The organism is Singulisphaera rosea (assembly GCF_054877945.1).
The window spans coordinates 160,927-177,382 of record NZ_JBTYIP020000021.1; the positions used below are offsets into that span (position 1 = coordinate 160,927).

The window sequence follows — 16,456 nt, forward strand, 5'->3', positions numbered from 1 at the left end:
GCGAATCCCCTCGATCGGGCCGAGGTGAGGTCGTCAAGACAACTGGTAGATGAGCAAGGCCGTCGGGAGGACGAGCGTGAACAGGATCCCTCCGAAGATTGCGATGAGGCTTGAGATGTTCAGGGCCAGGGCGACGACCTGGACGCGGGCCCGGGCGCGGACCAGGATGAGCTCGGCGAGCATGTGGAGGGCATCGGGGAGCCCTCGGTGTCCTTCGGACCAGACGAGCATCCTGGTCATCCCTCGGGGGAAGAGCGAACGGCCGACCATCGCATCGGAGAACGGGAGGCCGGACGAAACCGCCGAGGCGGCCGACCGGCTCGCGGACGCCACCTGGAAATTCGACACCCCTTCCCCGGCCATCGGCAGCGCCTCGACGAGCGGGATCTCACATTCCACGAGGGTGGCGAGGAGGTGGCAAAACTCCGCCAGGGCCGTCAGTCGCCAGACGTCCCCGAGCACGGGAATGTCGGCGAGCAGGCCGCGACGAATCTCCTTCGGCAGGACCAGGCAGGCGATGGCCCAGCAGGCCGAGAGGATCAGGAGCCCCTGGACGACCGGCCGCCAGACCGCCTGGATCGCGTCGGAGATGGCAAAGATGGCCCGGATGATCTCCAAAGGAGGGGCGCCGAGATCTTTATAGATCGTCTTGAAGTCGGGGATCAACTGGGTCGAACCGAAGATGAAGATTGCGATCGCGAAAGCCAGTGAGGCGAGCGAGGGGATGAGCCGGAGCATGACCGAGCGCCGAAGATCGGCCCCGATGTCGCAGTATCCGGCGAATCGGCCGAGGACCTGGCCGAGGTTCCCCGTCCTCACCGCGGCCAGGATCAATCCTCGTAGGTAGCTAGGAAGTTGGGGTTTGAGAGCGCCCAACGCGGCATCGAGCGGCACCCCCGCGTCCATCGCGTCTGCCAACCGCACCAGGCATTCTCGGACTCGTCTCCTGGGGAGTTCTTCCGCCAGGGCACGGAGCCCCGACGGGAGAGGTAGTCCGGCGGCGGCCAGGTCGGCGATCCGACGCGCGAGTTCCGTCGTCTCGTGGTCCGAGAGCGAACTTCCCGCGTCCAAAGCTCTCCTCATCGGCGGCCCTCTCGCTCGTCGGACTGCGTCTCGGATTCGTCGGGAATCACACCGCCCGCGACTCTCAAGGCGTGGCGAGTTGATGGAACAGCGTGGTGATGGGGAGGAAGAGGGTGAGTCCGTAGGCCAGGACCGCGGTCGATCCGACGGCTACCATCGCCATGACGGGGAAAAAGAGTTTGATTTTTTCGGCGTCGTCGCGCGCCCGTTTCCGGTCGTTGTTCGAGAGTTGTCGCAGCACGACGGGTAAGTTCGACGACTCTCGACACGTCGCCAACGTCCATCGCAGCATGGGCGTGAAGGCCGAGGATCGATAGACCTCATCATTCCGGGCATCCCCGCGCTCGATGGAGTCCGCCAGCGACCTTCCCGCACCCGTGATCGCGGGATCGCCCGACGACTCCGAGGCCAGGATGATCGCTTCGGGCATCGGCACGCCGTGCTCGATCAGCATGGCGAGGAGATCCGCGAAGTTGGCGGCCTCGAATCGCCCGGTCATCGAGCGCATCCAGGGAATCCACAACAACGGTGACCCCCGCCCGCCCGGCAAGACGTTCGCCGCTCGGCCGGTCCACGCCCAGGAGGCCGCGAGTGCCAGCAAGATCGCTGGTAGGATCGGGCCCCAGTAGCGAGCCGTTGCACCGAGGTTCGTGAATGCGTCCAAGGCGAATGATCTCGGAACTTGCAGCGAGTCGAACGCGGCTGTCAGATGCGGCACCCACTGCGTCACGAGGAGCAGGAACAGCCCATAAGCCATCACCAGGACGATCAACGGATACCAAAGAGCCTGGCCGATCGAATGCCGAGCGTCCCGGTAGCTCCGGATGAACTCCGCCAGGCTCTCCAGTGCGGTCGGAAGCCGTCCCGATCGCGAGCCGGCCGCGACGACGGCCCGGTACAGCGGGGGGAATTGGTCACCTTCCTCCTGAAGGGCCTCGAGCAGACTCTGCCCTTGCCCGATCCGCTCCGACAGTCGGCGCATCGACTGCCCCAGGCTTCCCGACAACTCACCGCCGAGGTCTTGTAAACCACGCTCCAACGGTAAGCCGGCCCCGGCTAGCGCCGCGATTTCGTCGTTCAACGCGATCAAGTCGTTGAAAGAGAGTCGCGGGAGGGCGGGCAACTCCCCTGTCGCTTCCGGCATGGTTCCAACCGATCTCGCCAGGCAACCAGGGCGATCCTACGACAAATGTGAAAGCTGATTTCACCACACCACACGCTCGACGTCAACCGTCACCGAAGTCAGAAACCGCAACGGCTTATCCGTGAAGCTCAACTCTAAACCAAAGTCCTGGCCCAGAAGCTTTCGGACGTCGAGGGCCGATCCTGACACCCGGATGTTCGGACAGTCGAAGATCAACGAATGCGTCTCTCCTGTCGAGAGGCTCGTTGGATGCGTGAAGTTTTCGTGTAAACTTGTCCCGCCAGACCGGTCGTCCTCCTCTCCGCCGTGATAGCCAACTCGGTGTCGCCAGCCGAGCTTTCGGCCCCTACGTCGACGCCGATGGGATTAAGGTCGAATGATTCGATATTCTGGTTTTATGTTGATGCTTGCAGTGTTTGGCCTCGAGGCTGGCGGCGGCGAGACGGATTCGGAGCACAGGGTCGCGGACTTCAAGCTCGCGATCGAGGAGTTCGAAGTCCGAAAGGAACCCGTGCGGACCGTCGAGATGATCGTCCACGGTGGGCGAGTGTACCAGATCATCACCAAGCCGGGCTTCGAAGTGGTGCTTTACGAGCCGACCGCGGACCGGGTCGAGATCGTCGATTTGGCGAGGAAGGTGCGGACTGAAGTCGCTCTGAGGAAGGTCGAGACCCTTGAGGAGACTCGCCGACAGGTCCTCAACCGTACCCGAGATGTGGCGGAGGCGAAGCCGAGCCCTTCGAACTCGAGCCCGAAAGACTTGCTTCAGCAACCGTTGGCCGTGTCGTTCGATCGACAAGCTCGCCGGCTGAGCCTGTCGAATCAAGCGTTCGAAGTCGAGGCAATCGGCGAGCCGGAGGCTGATCGGGGACGTCTGGACCTCATCGCGAAGGCGCTCGTCACGCTCGAGAAGGTGAATGCCTTGCGAAACCCTCGACCCATTCCCCCGTTCCCGACACTCGAGGCGGTCCGCACGCTCGTCGAAGGGCATCGGCTCCGCCCGAGCGAGATCACCGTGCTCTATCGACTGACGGGGCCACCGCGGAAGGTGCGTTCGACTTATCGAGTCACACCCAACCTGACCACTCGCGAGGTTGAGGCCCTCGAACGGATCCATTCGCTGATGGCTCGCTCCCGATTCGTTCGCCTGGAGGAATATAAAGACCTCCAGTCGCGATAACGACCACTGGCATCACGCCAGGTCCGAGTCGACGATGGGCTTCAGCTATTCGTCGGCAAGTCCCGCGCGGAGAAGAGCAGGAACGATAGGCCGACCCCGGCTCCGAAGATCAGGACGAGGACGCCCGCATTGAACGCGAGCGGATCTCCTTTCATCGCCACGGTCACCGGGGCATAGGCCCGCAGCACCGACAGCTTTTCCAGCCAGTCGTACCCTTCGAATTGTGGTGCGACCGTGAGTGCGATCAGGCCCGCCAACGTGATGGCCGAGGCGATCAAGCTGGGACGCCAACGCACCAGATCGATCGTCGAGAACGGCAGCGTGTATCCGTAAACGCCCATGCCCAGCGTGATAACCATCAGGCCGGGCCTCAGATAAGCCAGCAGGTTTGCGGGCGACTTCACGGGAAAGACTTGGTTGCCGATGAGGTCTCCCACGATCAAGGCCGCCGCCAGCGCAACCAGCCCGAAGACCGTATAGGCGATGTGCGAGGCCAGGAACGCTGAACGTGAGGTTGGTCGTGAGAGGATCAGGTCGAGCGTCCCGCGCTCGATTTCTCCACCAACCGCTGCGGCCCCGCGCGTGATCGCCCACCCGAGGACCGTCAAGACGATCAACGGGTGGTTCCAGAAGCTGATCTCCAGGGCCAGCGTCGAGCCGTCCATCTCAGGGCCGCCGAGCCGCTTGAAGAAACCGAGGTTGCGGGCCGCTTTATCGAAATCTTCGCTGGCGGCGAGACGCTCGAAGCGCAACGTCAACCAGACGGTGAGGATCGACAGCCCGAAGAAGGCGAGGCATGAGAGGATGAGCACCCATCGCGCCTCGGTCGAGTGCTTCCGAATGAGGGCCAGGAAAGGAACCATCACCAAGCGTCCTCGTCCTTGACGTTGGGGCCGTGGAATTGGTCGTACAGCGTGCGCAGGTCTTCGGTCCCGATCGCGACGTCGAGGACTCCGCGCTCACCGAGCCAGGAGAGCACCGGGGCTGCCGACCCTCGGTGCTCCATCAGGAGCACGTCTCCATTTCGCTCGCGGACGGTCAATTCGAGCTCGTCGGGGAACGGTTGGACGAATCCCTCGGGGAATCGAGCGAGGATCAGGCGGAGCGTGTTGCGCCTCTCGTGCATGTCCGCGAGATGCATCAGGCGGCCTTGACGCATGATCGCCACGCGGTCGGCGACTTCCTCGACCTCCGAGAGGACGTGTCCCGAGAAGACGACGGTCTGGCGGTGGACGTCCCGCGCCTCGCGGACCAGACTCAGGATCTCGGAGCGGGCCGACGGGTCGAGCGCCGACGTGGGCTCGTCGAGGATGAGGATCTCGACGGGGTCGGCGAAGGCCTGGGCGAGCGCGAGCTTCTGCTTCATCCCCGTGGAGTAAGTCCGAACCTTACGCCTGAGGTCGAGCTTCATGAGCTTTTCGGCGATGGCGACCGCCCGGTCCAGGGGAGCTCCGTCTCGAAGGTCGGAGAGGAAGCTCAGCATCTGGAATCCGGTCATCCAGCCGAACATCCGGAGTTCGCCGGAGAGGTAGGAGACCCGTCGTCGTACCTCGAGGCTTTGCCGCCAGCAGTCGTGCCCGGCGACGGTGGCCTTCCCCGAGCTTGGACGGAGAAGTCCCAGGAGGAGTCGGATCGTCGTCGTCTTCCCCGACCCGTTCGGGCCGAGCAGGCCGAACACCTCGCCCTGACGGATCTCCATCGAGAGTTTGGAGAGGGCCGTCGTCGTCCCGTACTGCTTGGTCAGGCCTTCCGTAACGATCATCCCTCGTCGACCTCACGGGTTAACCGCGCCGATCGGCCTTGGTTCGGCTCCCGGCCTTGGCGAGCGATTCGGAGACTCGCAGCTCATCCTAACAGGTCGGGGGATCGTTCGCCCGGGAAGAGTCGGCGAAGTCGCCCCGGGTCGTCGGTAAAGAGCCCGGCAACACCGGCTTGGGCCAGGTGAATGGCGAGACCGTCCGCACGGTCGTCGTTGACGGTGTAGACCAGGACGGGAACATTCGCGCCGTTGAGTGCTTGGAGGTCGAGCTGTCGGAGTGCCTCGGCCGATGACCTTCGCCGATAGGCGATCGACTCTTCGCCGAGGATTTGGCTCGACGGATGATAGAAGTCGGCGCCGACGAAGTCGCGGACGTATTCGTGGGGGCGATCGACTGGCGTGACCGCGAGAACTCCGGTGGGGATGTCCGGGCAAAGTCTTGCCGAGCGCGCCACGTCGGCATGATCGAACGATGAGATCAGAACCCGGTCGGCCATCCCACGTCGGATCACAAGGTCGAGGATGGCTTCGAGGAGTCGAGGGTCGGTCGCGGGAAACGATTTGACCTCCACATTCACCAGCCAGTCGAGCCTCTTGGTCAATTCGAGGGCTTCGTCGAGCGTGGGAATGCGCACCTGCCCCGAGGCGATGAACGCCCGACGTTCGTCATCGATCTCGTCCAAGGTCCCAAAACCCGCGGCTGTTCGCAGGCCTCCTGGTTCCAGGAACCAGGAACCGGCGTCGAACTGCTGGACTTCGTCGAGGTCGAAGTCCGAGATCAAGAATCCCGACTGGCCGCGCGGATCACACTTGCACCGAGCCGAGACGTCGGTGGTCCTGGAGAGCGACTCGTCGTGGATGACGACTGGGACGCCGTCCCTCGTTAGTTGCACGTCGAGTTCCCAGGCGTCGGCCCCGGCTTCATATCCTGCATTTGCGGCGAGGAGGGTGTTCTCGGGGGCATGGGCCGAGTCACCCCGATGAGCGATGATCCACGGTTTGTTTCGCGAGGCGACGATCAGACCCTGTCGGAAGAGATTGAGCATATCCGGTCAAGCGCCCTGGACATCTGGTTCGACCCGAGTCAACGTCGTCTCAGGCCTAAAATCGAAGGGCCGACCTGTTGGGTCAGAGTCTTAACGTCGCCTGATCTGGTTCCGAATCTGTGGTCGGGTGTTGCCCAAGGCCGGGGGGCTTTGGCAATTCAAGGCGGGGTGACTATCCCTCGCACCCGGATTTCGAACCAGCGTTGAGAAATTACCGGGCGCGATCTCGCTCGCTCGACCGAGCCGTGAGGGTTCGATCAGAGGCAATGTTCGCCGCATTCTTTAAGCGAAGTCGAGTCGGGCGGTATGGGAAGACGAGAGTCGCGAGGGCCGCTTACTTGGTCTCGATGCCGGCCGCGGCGGCGATCTTCGAGGCGTCCGCCTTGCGGTACCCGAGGCTCTGGAGGACTTCGAGGACCTCGCTCCAGGTGGGGAACATCCGGCCGCTTTTCTTCTTGTATTCCTGGATGGCCTGCATGAACTCGAGTTCGTTGGACGTATACTCGCGGTCGCAGGTTGTGGGGTCGACGAGGCGGCGGCGTCCGCTGGTCGAACGCGCATTCGCGGCCCGAGTGGCTTGCGCCTTACTTTGCGTGTTCGACCACGACGAAATTTCGGCCGGGGAAGGGAGGGGAGCGGAGATCTCGGTGTGATTCATCGCGGATGGCTCCTTCGTGGGGCAGTCCTCAGACGCGGCAACGTCGCCGAGGGGACCGTCTTGACGGGTTCGTGAATTCCCTTGATGGTCTGGTGAGGATCGATCCATGAAATGACCAGCCTTAAAGATTATAATGCGGTTCGGCCTCGATGTCACCACCCGAGAAGTCGACTTTGGCCGGTTTATTGTTTTACCACGCCTAGTCCCACCTCACCCGCGTTTGTCCTCGACCGGCGGCAGAGGCTTGCTTTTCCCTGATCACGGCCCCGCCTCAGTTCAACCCTTCGACGGCGATCGCCCCCACCCAACCCAGGCCTGGGGCATGGGTGAACTTGAGGGGCCGTTCGTTCTCGGGGAGGATCGCCCACTCCTCCTCCGACCACACGTGCAGCCGGCAGAGCATGGAATCCGCCACGACTTGCATCGTGCCGAGAGTGGATTCCGATGACATCGAAATAAGATCATGCTTGGTCCGCTGGATGTTTTGTCGGCCAATTCGCCTCATGAGCGAGCTCCCTCTGTACCCTGGCCTCGTCCATTTCGAGGTCGTCGTTCATCGCAGCCGGGGGGAAGATATCGCTCTGAACGCGATATCTCTCGATCGCCCACGGGACCTCGGGACGTTTAGGGCCCCGTCGTCCTTATCCTAGGTCACGATTGAACTCACGCCAAATAATCCCGTGAATAATCGGCGCTCCCGCCATCATCGGGCCATCGGGACGCACATACATGTGTGACGTCCAATCCTCGAAGACCGTGTCGACCCCTTGGCACATAGGGCTCCGCAGGGTTCATCACCCGCAAATGCCCTCATGCTCGATGGGTCGTACCCCGCTCTTGTCGGGGCCGTTCCTGGTCTGATTTGACGTTTTCTTTCGAACCGGTGGGGATGCGAATCAGTCAAACTAAGCTATGCCCTTGGAGGTGCGCTGCGGCGAGATTCTGGTATGTCAAAGCTTAAATAGTAATTTGAACAGGAAGTTAATTTCGGAGCCGGGTGGGTGTTATAGGCCTTGGTCTTTGCCGGATAGAGTTTCTCCATCCTAGCTTACCGATGGGCGGCCCTCCGCAAAGGGATGAAGGCACTCACCCTCTGCGAAAGCCTCAAGGAGGCAACGACTCGTAGTGAAACGGACGGGGGCGTGAAATCGACGATTCCGATCGACTCCTCGAATCACAGCCTTGGGAACAAGCCTTTCGAGCCGCTGTCGCGTTCTAGGCTAGATGCTGGTCAGCGGCGGAAGAGTCTTTGGAGCATGTTGCCGGTCTTCGAGGTTGCGCCGCCGGGGGCCAACGGTGTGGCCAGCGCGGTACGCGAGTACTCGACCACTACCTGAGGAGGGTCGCCCGGCGACGGCGTCGGCTCTCCCTGCCCGGCCTCGTCGCGAGCGATGACGCTGAAGCCGTAAGTCCCTTCGTCGCCCAGTTCGATCGGGAAAGGAGAACGCTTGTCCGGATCTTTGCCTTGAGACTTCCAGGTTCGCCCGCCGTCTCGAGTCACCCAGAGTTCGACACTGACCAGCCCTTCAGGACCTGATCCTTGAATCCCGTATGGGAGCGTGAATCGAGGACGATTCACGCGGAAGGTGGCGGGCCCGTCTGCCGTCGGCTGGGTTGCCGAGACCGGCTTTTCCGCCGGCGTGTCGTTCGTCAATCCGACCGGGTCGACGAAAGGGTCGGTCCCGGAACGGTCGTCGAGCTTAGCAATCACCCGTGCGATCGCCTCCGAGTCCTGGGCGGACTCCTGCGCGACGGTGGGTCCCCGGCTTGCGGTGACCATTATCGCACGATCATCCGAGGCGGATGGCTGACTGTTCGTTGCGACGGGATCGGGCGTGTTGTTATTGCTCGAGGGGCGTTGGTCACGACCCTCGGCGCGTTGACGTCCCTTGCCTCGTCCGCCCGACCCTTCCGTGCGTGAGGTCGCGAGGACTGGACGACCCTCCAGGGGATTGGTCTCCGCGGGACGGACGTCTGTCGTGGGAACGGTGTCGTTCCGAACCTCTTGAATCGCGACGTTCTCGGCGGATCCTTGTGCCTTCGAGGAGGCCGACTCCGGCATCTTCTCTCGGAGCGCCGACGCTGGGGACGGCCTGGCTCCTCGGTTGACTTCCCGATCTCGATTTGCGCCGACGGTCTGAGTGTTCCGGGCTTGTTCGTTACGTTTCGGTGACTTCGCGGCCAACGTCCGGTTGGGAACTTCGGCCTTCGATGTGTCTGAGGTCCGCTTGGTAGTTGCAGCGACGGCCGACTCCGTAGCGGCCGAACCTGCCTCGCGGCGTTGTCCCGGGATCGCCGTGAAGGTCTCGATGCGGTTGCCGGCACGATCCGAGACGGTGGCCCGGACTCTGAGCGGGCTGGTGTAACCCGCATCCCAGGTCGCGCAGCCGATGGCTCCCGGGTTTTGTCGAGGAATCGGTTGCCAGTCTTTTCGCCCCTCGACCTGATACTCGAAGGTGAGGGTCGCTACGTCGGGGTGATCGTCCCCGATTTTCCAGAGGATGGAAGCGAGGCTTGCGCTCCTCATCTCCGGCTCCAACGCGAGTGTCGGCGGGGTCGTGTCGACCACCACTTTCATGCTCGGGACGATTTGGTCGTTGCTGCTCGGGTGCAGACGCCCCTCGTCGTCGACGGTCCTCACCGCGAGCCAGTACTCGCCATCCTTCGCCGCCTGGAACGTGAACGAGGGCTGGTCGGGGGTCGTGGAATCCTTGGGCTTCCACGACTTTCCACGGTCTTCGGAGACCCAGAGCTGGACCTCCCTTCGCCTCGACTTCTCGTTGGGATGGTTCTGGAACGGGATCCGGAAGGCCCGATTTCGTTGGTAAATCGTGGCTGGCTGACTCGGCACCGAATCGGCGGATGCGATGGCCGCGACGATTCCCAGGCTCAGGGAAATCCCCTGGATCGTGCGACGTTTCCAAGATTCCCGCAACGTCACGTGATCCCTCCTTAGACCAAGGCCCGAATCGTCGCCTGAGGCAAGTGTCGGTCGGGTCGCCCCTCTCTTCGTCCTCGACGGGGGTCGCTTCGGAGAAGCGAGCGATCGAGTCTCGGGAGCGGCCGAACTTCTCGCCAAGCGACGTGCGGCGTGGCCGAGATTCCCCATCCTTGAGGAATTTACGGAGCCCGAGTGCCTTGGACCCGCTCACGGCGCGGTCAACGAACCTGCCGGATGTCAAGATCGTAGACACAGAAGCGCGGGAACTTTATCCGAAGGTCCAAACAGCGCCAAGCGAGGATTTTTGGGGTCCACCAACGATTTCCGCATCCGCCCTACTCTGCCGTCGAGAGCTCGGCAACACTGACATGGCTCGGACGACCCTTTTGCCGGGCCCGTCTCGACCTCGAGGCCTGTAGTCGGGAAGATTTGAGGGGATCGGCTCGGAGAATCCAGCCCGGGTGCGACCGACCCGAAGTCGATCGGGGACGATGTCGACAGCCCTCCAACGCCAGACCGGGTCCGAAGGGATGATCATGACGGGACGACGCAGGACTCTCGAAGGTCGCGCGGGGAAGGTTGTGGTCGGCCGGAACGTCGAGGGGGTTGCGGAGGTCGAGGCTCAAGACCCCATCGACGCCCTTTTGGGACTGGGCTTTTGTCATGCGAGAGACCGCGCGCTCCAGATGCGGCTGGTCCGGATCCTGGCGCGAGGCGAGGCTTGCCAACGGCTTTCTGACACCGACGAAATGCTCGAACTCGACCGCTTCTTCCGGAAGTTGAATTTCGGAGGCGACGCGATACAGCAAGAGGCGGCACTGTCGCCGAGGGCAAGGGCGGGCGTCGACGCCTATTGTCGAGGGGTTACGCTGGGATTTCAGACGTCCGGGATCCCCTGGGAGCTTCGGCTTTTGGGTGACCGAGCGCGGAGCGACCCCTGGTCGTTCGCGGACATCTACCTGACGGCGAAGGTCATCGGCTACGTCTCGCTCGCCATCGGCCAGGCGGAGATGGAGCGTTGGATCCTCGAGTGCGTCAAGGGTGGGATTTCCCGGGACCACCTCGAAGAACTCTTTCCAGGGAAGCTCGAGGGCCTCGATGAGGAGTTGATCCGCCGCATCAACCTCGAGGAGAGGCTGGTCCCCGAAGCCCTCTGGCGGGTGCCGACGATTCCCGAAGGGGTCGGCTCGAACAACTGGGTCCTCGCAGGTTCCCGGACGGCGACGGGGCACCCGTTCGCATGCAACGACCCACACCTCCAGGTCAACCGGCTCCCCGCGTTCTGGTATGAGGCGGTCCTGCGCTGGTCGTCGGGGGGCAAGGAGTGTTTCGCTGCCGGCGCAACGCTCCCCGGCGCACCCGGAGTGGTGATCGGCCGTAACGCCGACGTCGCGTGGTCGGTTACCTATGCGTTCATGGACTGCGTCGACTCCTGGGTCGAGGATTGTTGCGACGGGCAGTATCGGCGTGGGACGTCCTGGCACCCGTTCCGGGTCCGCGAGGAGACGATCCTCCGCAAACGGCATGACCCCGTCACCGTTTGTTTCTATGAGAATGAGCACGGGACACTCGAGGGGGATCCCCGCGTCCCGGGCTACTACCTCACGACGCGCTGGTCTTGCGGGGAGGAGACCGGGGCCCCTTCCCTCGATGCGCTCCTCGGGATGCTCGACGCTTCGAACGTGGACGAGGCCCGGGGCCTGCTGGGCCAACTCTGCAACTCGTCGTGGAACTGGCTCCTCGCCGACCGCGAAGGTGCGATCGGCTACCAGATGTCCGGCAAAATGCCCCTGAGACGGCCGGGGGTCTCGGGCCTGCTTCCGTTACCCGGCTGGGAACCGGACAACGACTGGAGGGGGTTCGCCGACGTGGAGGATCTCCCACGCCGCTCCGACCCCGATGAGGGGTTCCTGGTCACGGCCAACGACGACCTCAACCGCTGGGGACGGCTCGATCCGATCAACCTCTGTGCGGCCCCTTATCGATCGGAGCGGATCCGTTCGATCCTCGCTCGTCCCGGCGTGTTCACGCTCGACGAGATGAAGGCGATCCAGTTCGACCTCTATTCGCTCCAGGCCGAGCGTTTCATGACCGTCCTTAGACCTCTCCTGCTCGAGGCTGGGCCCGGGAGGAATGCGCAAAGGCTCCTCGACTGGGATTGCTGCTATCGCGACGACTCGACGGCCGTGACCTTGTTCGAGTCGTTCTATCGCTCGCTGTTGGAGGACGTCTTCGGAGGGGCGGACGACAGCGATTCGGACCGATTCGGACCGGAGGTCCTCAGGCATCTGCTCGACGAGACCGCCCTGCTCGCCGAATCATACGGGCTGTTCGACGACATCCTCTTGTCGGAGGATTCACTTTGGTTCGGGGGGCGCTCGCGCGACGAGATTTTTCGAGCCGTGCTCGCTCGGACCCTCGAGACGGACCCGAAACCGTATCGTCAAACTCGTCGGCTCGTCTTCAGGCATCTCCTCTTCGGTGGGAAGCTTCCGCGCTGGCTCGGCTTCGATCGCGAGCTCGCCTCCCTCAAGGGGGGGAGGGCGACCGTCCACCAGGGGCAGTTTCTCCGCAGTCGTGGTCGAGAGATCGCCACGGCACCCTCGTATCGGTACGTCACCGACCTGGGAACCGACGAGATCGAGACGACCCTGCCCGGCGGGCCGAGCGACCGACGATTCTCACGCTGGTATGCCCAGGGATTGCACGACTGGTGGGAAGGGGTCTACAAGGTCGTCGAAGGCTTGGCTCGCCGTTCGTGACAAGTTCCCAACGACGCGAGCACCGCCGAGCCAAGAGCTCCGCGGTGCTCGACATCCTCAAGATCTTGTGAGTCCGCCTGTCGTCAGGCGTGGCCCGTGGTCACTTGCTGGGCTTCAGGAGCTTGGCAAGCGTCGTCTCGAGCGATGGCCCTCGCAACTCGATCCGGATGACTTTGCCTTCGGGGTCGATGAGGAATGAGGCAGGGATCGTGTTGACGCCAAAGGCTTCCACCAAGTCGGCGCCGCTGCTGGCGTTGTGGACCTGCTTCCAGGAGAGTTTGCGTTCCCGGACGAAATCCAGGAGGGCGGATTTCGTCTCGTCGAGGCTGACGCCGACCACCTCGAAACCACCCGGGTGGTATTTGGCGTACGCGGCCTGGAGGACGGGCAACTCTGCGACGCAAGGGGCGCACCAGGTGGCCCAGAAGTCGACGAGGACGTACTTGCCTCGATAATCCTCGAGGCGAATCGCGTTGCCGTCAGTGTCTCGGGACGAGACGCTTGGTGCCGGCTTCCCGACCTTGTCGAGTCGCTTGAGATCGTCACCCACCTTCTGCCGGAGTGCGGGGCTTTCGCCGAAGCGTTCCAAAAGGCTGCCGTAGACCTGTCGGGCGACCTGATACTCACCCGCGACTGTCGCGGCGAGGGCGAGGTTATCGGCGAAGTTGACGGCGAACTCTTCCTGCTCGGCCTTCCCGAGCCCACGCATCAAATCTTTGAACCGCGCGAGGGCCTCGTCGAAATGGCCGCTCTGGGCGCGGGCCATCGTCGCCACGATCCGGCCGAGCGAAGTAACAGGACCGTCCGGGTACTGCTTGAGGTAGCGGTTCGCGAGCGCCTCGTTGTCGACAAACCAGTCATGCTCGATCGCCTTGTTCAGGATGACCATGTAAGCTTGATCGAGGTCGTCCGCCTTGGGATGAGCGTCGATATAGGCGGACATATCGCGAATTAAGGCGCGATCGTGCGAATCCTGGATCTGGGCGACGGTTGAGGGCGCCGGTTCGGCGCCGAGGACCAGAGAGCTTGCCAAGACCAAGAAGGGGGCGAGCATCGTCAGTCGGTATCGAGCCTTCACGACCGCACTCCTCGGGTTGAGGGATGATCGAATCTATCTGGAAACGACGATCGCGTGAGACCCTTCGGGACGAGTCTCTCGTCCCAAACGGTCGCACGCGATCGGCCGACGAACGGATGTCGACGAGGCCACGAGGAATCAGGCGGAGCCACCGGCGATCTGGGCCGCGATCGGTCGGAGCACCGGCGGTAGGGATGCTCGGGGGGCTGGCATCAACTCGTTGATGACACCGCTCCACTTGGCACAGCAGGAGGCCCGCTCGAAGGACGCGAGGAATGCGACCCGGCCGCGCTGGCCCATGAGGGCGGCTTCCTCGGGGGAACCGGCGAGACGTGCCAGGGCTTCGACCAGCCCGGCACTGTCTCCCTGACGAATGGTCAGGCCGCAGTCGGCCTGCCGGATCGTATCGGCCGAGTCGCAGTGCTCGGGGCCGACGAAGATCGCCGGTCGGCCCGACGCCATGGCGCCGAAGAGCTTGCTCGGGACGACGATCCCGGTCATCTCCCGACGCATCGAGAGCAGGTGCACGTCGGCGATCGAGAGTGACGCGTGGAGCTGCTCGCGGGGGAAGTAGTCGAGGAAGCGGATGTTGTCCAGCCCTTCCGCCTCCTTCACCGACCGGACTTCCGACATCCGGGGGCCGTCGCCGACGAACAGGAAGACGATGTCCTCGCGGTCGCGAAGCGTCCGGGCGGCGGACAGGAACTCCTCGGACGTGTGGGCCAGGCCGAGGTTGCCGGAGTACATCGCGACGAACTTGTCGGCCAGGCCGAGCTGTTCGCGAAGCGGATGTCCTTCGCGGGGGATCGGGTAGATCTCGTCGCGACGGCTCCAGATGGAGACCGTCTCGATCCGCTCGCGGCGGACCCCCTTGTTCGCGAGCAGGTCGGCCATGTAAGGGCCGAGGACGACGACCCTGTCGGCCTGCTTGTAGACGAAGTCACTGAGCCAGGCCAGGGCGCCGACGATCGGGTTGCGGCGCGACATGCGTCCGAGCGCCAGGCTGGCGTCGGGATGCACGTCCATGCTCCAGTAGACGTGCCGGCTCCCCTTGAAGCGGCGGAGGATCGTCCCGACCAGCCCGATGATCGGCGGGGTCGTGAGGGTCGCAACCATGTCGAACCGAGGCAGCATCACCGCGACGACCATGGCTTTCAGGTAAAAGCTCAGGTAGTCGATCATCCGGTTGAGCGTGCTCCGACGGCCCAAGGAGGTCGTCGGGACCCGGTGGATGTGGACCCCGTTGTGCGTCTCGTAGGCCGGGAGCCGGGGGGCCCCGGGCTTGTATCGCCCCTGGCCGCAGAGGACGTGGCACTCGTGCCCCTCGAGGGCCAGTGACTCGACCAGGTCGGTCAGGTGCTGGGCCGTCGAGGCGTGCTCGGGCCAGTAGTATTGATTAATGAACAGCAGCCGGTTCGTCCTGCCGGACGCCGTCGAGTGCCGCAGGTGCGTCGGCGGGATCGCCGTCGCCCTCGCCCTCGACGTGAATCGCCCCTGAGGCGCGGTGCCGCTCCATCGTTGCAACCAAGCTCTCACCATTTTGTGTCCGCCTGGGCCTTGTTGGCCCGATACCAGGCAATGGTCTTGGTCAATCCGGCCTCAAGGTCGGTCGGCGGCATCCAGCCGTCGAGAACTTGCTTCATTCGCGAGACGTCGAGGACTTTCTTCGCGGCGCCATCGGGCTTCTCGGTGTTCCAGGACACCGTCCCGCCATAGGCGGACACCGCGAGGATCGTTTCGGCGAGTTCCCGGATCGAGGTGCCGCGTCCCGTCCCGATATTCAGGGGCGTGCCCGCGTCGTCGTAACGCTCGGCCGCCAGGACGATGGCGTCGGCGCAGTCCTCGACATAGATGAACTCGCGGATGGGCTTACCCGTACCCCAGACCTCCACGCCCGGTGCCTTGGCCTGTTCGGCCTCGACGAACTTGCGGACGAGGGCCGCCACGACGTGCGAGCGGTCGGGGTTATACGAGTCGCCGGGTCCGTACAGATTCGTCAGGATCAGGTGGATCGAGTCGAGCCCGTACTGCCGCTTGTAGGCCTGGGCCTGCACGGCCATCATCTTCTTGGTCAGGCCGTAGTTGATCACGCTGGCGTGGCAGGGGCCTGCCCAGAGGTCCTCTTCCTTCAGGTCTCCCTCGAGGTAGCCGGGGTAGCTGCACGCCGTGCCGATCGCCACGAACTTGTCGACCTTGGCGAGCCGGGCGGCCTCCATGAGGTTGGCGCCCATCACCAGGTTCGAATAGTAGAGCGTGGCCGGCTCAGACACGTTGATGCCTATCCCGCCGTAATAGGCGGCGGCGTGGAAGAGGACGTCGCAGGGATGCTCGAGCAGGCACTTGAGGCAGGCGTCGAGAGTCGTCAGGTTGTATTCACGCTGACGAGGGACGAAGACCTTCGCCCCGAGCCGCTCGAGGCGAGCGACGAGGTGCTGGCCGAGGAAACCCGCACCCCCGGTCACCGTCACACGTTTGTCGGCCCAGAATGGTGGCATCCACACTCCTCGTGGTGATCATCCGTTGGTCGAATGCTGCGATTGCAACAGGCGACAGGATCCTGTCCGATCGTGCCATCACTGCACGACGGTCGAAGGACCGCGTTCCTCGCACTCGGCCAGGGACAATCTCGGGCGACTCAGACGTTGGCGAAGGGGTTATGGAACTCGATGAGCTTGGCGGCGCGGACGAGCTCGGCGATCCCGCGGTCGAGGTCGACCGTCGTCTCGAAGCCCTTCTTGCGGATCTTCTCGTACGAGACCTCGTAGTTCCGCTGGTCCGCGTCGCTGCCGACCTCGGCGAAGTGGA

At 63.6% G+C, this 16,456-nt stretch carries 13 protein-coding genes; 2 read left to right on the forward strand and 11 right to left on the reverse strand.

The features are described 5' to 3' along the window. Positions 1–33: 33 nt before the first annotated feature. Together ACYOEI_RS28620 and ACYOEI_RS28625 are read right to left on the reverse strand one after the other, a co-directional pair. Positions 34–1,083 (reverse strand): type II secretion system F family protein, encoded by a 1,050-nt coding sequence (locus ACYOEI_RS28620; RefSeq protein WP_462853074.1) that lies wholly within the window; start codon positions 1,081–1,083, stop codon positions 34–36. 64 nt (positions 1,084–1,147) lie between these two features. Continuing rightward, on the reverse strand, positions 1,148–2,227 hold the full coding sequence (locus tag ACYOEI_RS28625; protein WP_462853075.1) for a type II secretion system F family protein: 1,080 nt from the start codon (positions 2,225–2,227) through the stop codon (positions 1,148–1,150). A gap of 403 nt (positions 2,228–2,630) precedes the next feature. On the opposite strand from ACYOEI_RS28625, the gene ACYOEI_RS28630 reads away from it, so the two are divergent. After that, entirely contained in the window at positions 2,631–3,407 is a 777-nt protein-coding gene (locus ACYOEI_RS28630) for a hypothetical protein (protein WP_462853076.1), read from the forward strand. Between the two features lie 41 nt (positions 3,408–3,448). Here the strand turns inward: ACYOEI_RS28630 and ACYOEI_RS28635 are convergent, their stop codons facing one another. The 6 genes from ACYOEI_RS28635 to ACYOEI_RS28660 all read right to left on the reverse strand — a co-directional run bounded on the left by ACYOEI_RS28635 (position 3,449) and on the right by ACYOEI_RS28660 (position 9,811). Further along, a complete protein-coding gene (locus ACYOEI_RS28635; RefSeq protein WP_462853077.1) occupies positions 3,449–4,273 on the reverse strand; it encodes an ABC transporter permease subunit in 825 nt (274 codons plus the stop codon). Beyond that, entirely contained in the window at positions 4,270–5,169 is a 900-nt protein-coding gene (locus tag ACYOEI_RS28640; RefSeq protein WP_462853078.1) for an ABC transporter ATP-binding protein, read from the reverse strand. Before ACYOEI_RS28640 ends, ACYOEI_RS28635 begins: the two co-directional genes overlap by 4 nt. An 83-nt stretch (positions 5,170–5,252) precedes the next feature. Then, the gene (locus ACYOEI_RS28645; protein ID WP_462853079.1) at positions 5,253–6,212 is read right to left on the reverse strand and encodes a glycerophosphodiester phosphodiesterase; all 960 of its coding nucleotides are present in this window, start codon (positions 6,210–6,212) and stop codon (positions 5,253–5,255) included. Between the two features lie 334 nt (positions 6,213–6,546). Next, complete coding sequence (locus ACYOEI_RS28650) at positions 6,547–6,870, reverse strand: hypothetical protein (protein ID WP_462853080.1); 324 nt, start codon at positions 6,868–6,870, stop codon at positions 6,547–6,549. Between the two features lie 271 nt (positions 6,871–7,141). Next, positions 7,142–7,321, reverse strand: a complete 180-nt coding sequence (locus ACYOEI_RS28655; protein ID WP_462853081.1) for a hypothetical protein — start codon at positions 7,319–7,321, stop codon at positions 7,142–7,144. Between the two features lie 780 nt (positions 7,322–8,101). Next, entirely contained in the window at positions 8,102–9,811 is a 1,710-nt protein-coding gene (locus ACYOEI_RS28660; protein WP_462853082.1) for a hypothetical protein, read from the reverse strand. Positions 9,812–10,302: 491 nt separating this feature from the next. Here ACYOEI_RS28660 and ACYOEI_RS28665 point away from each other — a divergent pair, with 491 nt between their 5' ends. Further along, positions 10,303–12,573, forward strand: a complete 2,271-nt coding sequence (locus ACYOEI_RS28665; RefSeq protein WP_462853083.1) for a penicillin acylase family protein — start codon at positions 10,303–10,305, stop codon at positions 12,571–12,573. A gap of 100 nt (positions 12,574–12,673) precedes the next feature. Here ACYOEI_RS28665 and ACYOEI_RS28670 read toward each other — a convergent pair whose 3' ends face one another. The 3 genes from ACYOEI_RS28670 to ACYOEI_RS28680 form a co-directional block, all read right to left on the reverse strand. Next, positions 12,674–13,651 (reverse strand): redoxin domain-containing protein, encoded by a 978-nt coding sequence (locus tag ACYOEI_RS28670; RefSeq protein WP_462853084.1) that lies wholly within the window; start codon positions 13,649–13,651, stop codon positions 12,674–12,676. Positions 13,652–13,789: 138 nt separating this feature from the next. Beyond that, complete coding sequence (locus ACYOEI_RS28675; RefSeq protein ID WP_462853085.1) at positions 13,790–15,175, reverse strand: glycosyltransferase family 4 protein; 1,386 nt, start codon at positions 15,173–15,175, stop codon at positions 13,790–13,792. A gap of 8 nt (positions 15,176–15,183) precedes the next feature. Next, on the reverse strand, positions 15,184–16,146 hold the full coding sequence (locus ACYOEI_RS28680; RefSeq protein ID WP_462853086.1) for an NAD-dependent epimerase/dehydratase family protein: 963 nt from the start codon (positions 16,144–16,146) through the stop codon (positions 15,184–15,186). Positions 16,147–16,456 lie beyond the last annotated feature (310 nt).

Excerpts from the sequence above, each read along its gene's own strand:
- ACYOEI_RS28620 (WP_462853074.1), bottom strand. The coding sequence starts at position 1,083 with ATGAGGAGAGCTTTGGACGCGGGAAGTTCGCTCTCGGACCACGAGACG.
- ACYOEI_RS28625 (WP_462853075.1), bottom strand. The coding sequence starts at position 2,227 with ATGCCGGAAGCGACAGGGGAGTTGCCCGCCCTCCCGCGACTCTCTTTC.
- ACYOEI_RS28630 (WP_462853076.1), top strand. The coding sequence starts at position 2,631 with ATGCTTGCAGTGTTTGGCCTCGAGGCTGGCGGCGGCGAGACGGATTCG.
- ACYOEI_RS28640 (WP_462853078.1), bottom strand. The coding sequence starts at position 5,169 with ATGATCGTTACGGAAGGCCTGACCAAGCAGTACGGGACGACGACGGCC.
- ACYOEI_RS28645 (WP_462853079.1), bottom strand. The coding sequence starts at position 6,212 with ATGCTCAATCTCTTCCGACAGGGTCTGATCGTCGCCTCGCGAAACAAA.
- ACYOEI_RS28650 (WP_462853080.1), bottom strand. The coding sequence starts at position 6,870 with ATGAATCACACCGAGATCTCCGCTCCCCTCCCTTCCCCGGCCGAAATT.
- ACYOEI_RS28655 (WP_462853081.1), bottom strand. The coding sequence starts at position 7,321 with ATGTCATCGGAATCCACTCTCGGCACGATGCAAGTCGTGGCGGATTCC.
- ACYOEI_RS28665 (WP_462853083.1), top strand. The coding sequence starts at position 10,303 with ATGTCGACAGCCCTCCAACGCCAGACCGGGTCCGAAGGGATGATCATG.
- ACYOEI_RS28680 (WP_462853086.1), bottom strand. The coding sequence starts at position 16,146 with ATGCCACCATTCTGGGCCGACAAACGTGTGACGGTGACCGGGGGTGCG.